This window comes from Hydrocoleum sp. CS-953, assembly GCF_002260545.1.
Lineage (GTDB): Bacteria > Cyanobacteriota > Cyanobacteriia > Cyanobacteriales > Microcoleaceae > Trichodesmium.
Genome location: NZ_LGSU01000446.1, coordinates 1 through 3146, shown reverse-complemented (window position 1 = coordinate 3146; position 3146 = coordinate 1). Strand labels below are relative to the sequence as shown.

The window sequence follows — 3146 nt, the reverse complement described above, 5'->3', positions numbered from 1 at the left end:
ATAGGGGATCATAAAAAAGTTACATACTTAGGAAAGCTCAAGACTATAATTATTCACTAATCTAAGCAATTATACTCTGGTGTTCTGTAGTCAGTATGACTAACTATTAGAGGAAATAGTAGTTTTTTTTCTAGAGAAAATAACTAGCCAATACAGTTAAAAAATCGGTAAGTTAATTTTCATAGGGGGGCTAATTATTTGCATCTATGCTATTAATAACTATGCTGTGAAAATCCGAAAAAATCCTACATTTAATCTGCATTTCTTGACAACAAAAATAAAAATAAGCAAAACTGATTATTGCTGAATATAAAGATTTCCTTAACTTGACTTGCACTAAGCAAATTAAATGCACAGTAGTGGACGATACATCTCAGATCGTTTCCGGTTGAACAGTTACAAATAAGGTAGTCATGCTCGCGTAATGGTGAAGGTATATAGAGCAGATTCCACCTTGGTGAGGTATACCCATTGCGAGCAAGATGCCCGCACTATCAACATTTCATTGTTAATATTTGTACTTGATATACTTAGAATATGCTGTATGTTTTGGTTTTGTAATTTCTTCCCACACTCCCCACACTCCCCACACTCCCTACCCAGTCCACACTTCCCACACTCTCTCAACCATTACTATGCACCACCACCGTCAATAATTAGGGGGGAGTCAGGAGAAAGAAGTGTTTTGATCGCTAATTAGGGTTTGCTGAAAAAGTCTTATGGATTAGGGTAGGAGTCAGGAAGAATGGGGAATTTATAGGAGGCAGGAGGAAGAATTATCCCTTGGTTTTTCTGCCTGAGGTCAACCCAAAATCCTAACTTTTTGATTTTTCGGGAACCGTGCATGAAGCAGATTAAAACCTGGTACTTTTTCAAGACTTCAAGATACTCAATCCCTTATCTGTAAATACTTTTAGATTTAATCAGTCAGCCCTAATTATCCGCACATAGATTGTTAAATAGCTTTGAGAGTATTGATTCTTGCCGTAAATACGCACCCTACTGAACCGATACACATTAAATGGTAGGTTATATCAAATCCGGTAGCATCTGTGTAATTAGATAGTTAATCTAGAAGTCAGTCATTAGGAGTCGTAGAGGCGATTCGCGAATCCCCTACTGGATTTTGGTTATGACGATGTGGTTTATCCATCTGAAAAGCTCTGTAAATGTTACTTTAGGAAAATGGTAAGATTACGATGCTGATTCTTTAAATCTTGATATCAAATCCGGTAGTATCGGTATAAAAAAGTAGAGAAACCGGGTTTGTATCAAATGTCCTACAATACTAACATTGACCTCTCACAAACCCGGTTTCTTGTTACTCCGATTTCTCGGGAACCGTAGCAAGAGGATTTGATATGACACCAAAAATCTATTCAGCTACTTTAAGCTTGACGCGCCAGTAGCCAGTAGGGTATGTTTTTGGACTCACTGGGTAACATGAAATGCTGTGTAACATGAATGCACAGCGTTTCTTTTGCGTTTCCCGGCGCCAGATAAAAAGCGCAGTTCCTCTGGAAGAGGCAGCATTCCCCAAGAAAGGAAAGTGTAACGCACCGCAAGACACCACAAATAATTACGCGATAATGTTAAAATTAATCAATACCATAAAAATAACTCAATGACACAATCAAAATTACCAAAACAACAAAATTCCCGCCTGATCGCCATCTTCCTCTGGCTGTTATCAGCTATATATATTTATATCCTGCTACTTTCCCCACACGAACAACCACTTCCAAACGGACCCATCTGGGCAGTTGAAACAGAAACTATTAAAGAAGTTATTAACCAATCTATCAATTTTTTCTTTATCCTACCCATTTTTAATGCTGTTGGTATAAAATATATGGAAGCGCCAAGCATACACCCTTGGTTAGAAAGTTTATTCAACTTTGCTGAAGCATGGATATTTATGTTTCTACCACTGCTGCTAGTTGATCGCCGTGGCGGAGAACTCCAAAAAATCGTAATTTGGAGTATGGCAATGTTCCTTACCAATACTTTCCTCCTACCATATATGGCTTGGCGCAGCACCGCAACCGAAGTTCCCACAGAAGAACAAATGAGTAAAGGTTTATTGGCAAAAATATTTGGTGTAATAGGATTAATTATAGGCAGCATCGCCATAGTTTGGGGAATTGTCGCCAGACCAGAATTTGGTGATATCGCTGCTAGGGCAGAATTTTTTGTGCAAAACTTTCAGAGCGATCGACTCACTATTGCTTTCTGTGTAGATGTAATCTTATTTGCCATTTTCCAAGCAGTATTGATAGGAGATATTGAACCCCCAGAAAGTGGCAAACGTTGGTTAAGATTTATTCCGTTTTGGGGATTAGCTGTTTGGCTAATTTTGTAAAATAATATCCTGCCCTAATATCATGTCTGGTAGCATCAGTATTGTAAGGTAAGGGTCATTTCAGTTAGCCTCCTATGGTCAGAACTGCGTTTTTTCGTATAGGGAATGCTCCGCAAACATGTCGGCGACAGCCGTTTAGCTAGTGCATGACTCCGTTAACCCTGCGCGACATGAAAAACGCGCGTTGTGCGTTAGCTAAACAGTTAGCCTCCTATGGTCGGAACTGCGTTATCAGTTATCAGTGAACCTCAGACCTTAGTCGGAGGCTTGAAATACTGAGTTAAATATTTCTCTTGGTCGATTGGATATGGCTAGGTTTCCCGCTCTTGCAGAGCAGCTCCGCTTTTCATGTCGGCTCAAGCGCCGAAACAACATCCCATCCTACGGAATGCGAGCAATTCATGTCGCGAAGCGTTAACGTTTGCGGAGCATTCCGTCAGGAAAGTTGTGCAAGAGCGAAACGACCGCTTTTTCATCCCCTATCCAAGGGGAGGCTTTAGACCTCCTGGTTTTGGTAAGGAAGAAGGAAGAAGGCTTTCATTACCTAGAATAGAAGGCTTAAAAGCCTGAAAAAAATTAAATTTCCTGTAGATATTCACCCTTGGGTTTACACAAACAATACCAACGGACATGATATAACCTCCCTGAAAAAGTAGGATATATCTAGGAAAAATTCTAGTATTTCTATTTTATATCTCCTATTTTCTGGAGATATAAAATAGAGAAAAAAAGAATTAATTGATAATTTATGGATAATAATTTATTTGCTTTTTGATTTCTGGAT

General features: G+C 39.0%; 2 protein-coding genes. Both read left to right on the top strand.

Annotated elements, in window-relative coordinates:
- The first annotated feature begins 1624 nt into the window (after window positions 1–1624).
- Complete coding sequence (locus AFK68_RS04475; protein ID WP_094671762.1) at window positions 1625–2362, top strand: hypothetical protein; 738 nt, start codon at window positions 1625–1627, stop codon at window positions 2360–2362.
- Between the two features lie 348 nt (window positions 2363–2710).
- Window positions 2711–2932 (top strand): hypothetical protein, encoded by a 222-nt coding sequence (locus AFK68_RS04470; protein ID WP_094671761.1) that lies wholly within the window; start codon window positions 2711–2713, stop codon window positions 2930–2932.
- The last annotated feature ends 214 nt before the right edge of the window (window positions 2933–3146 follow it).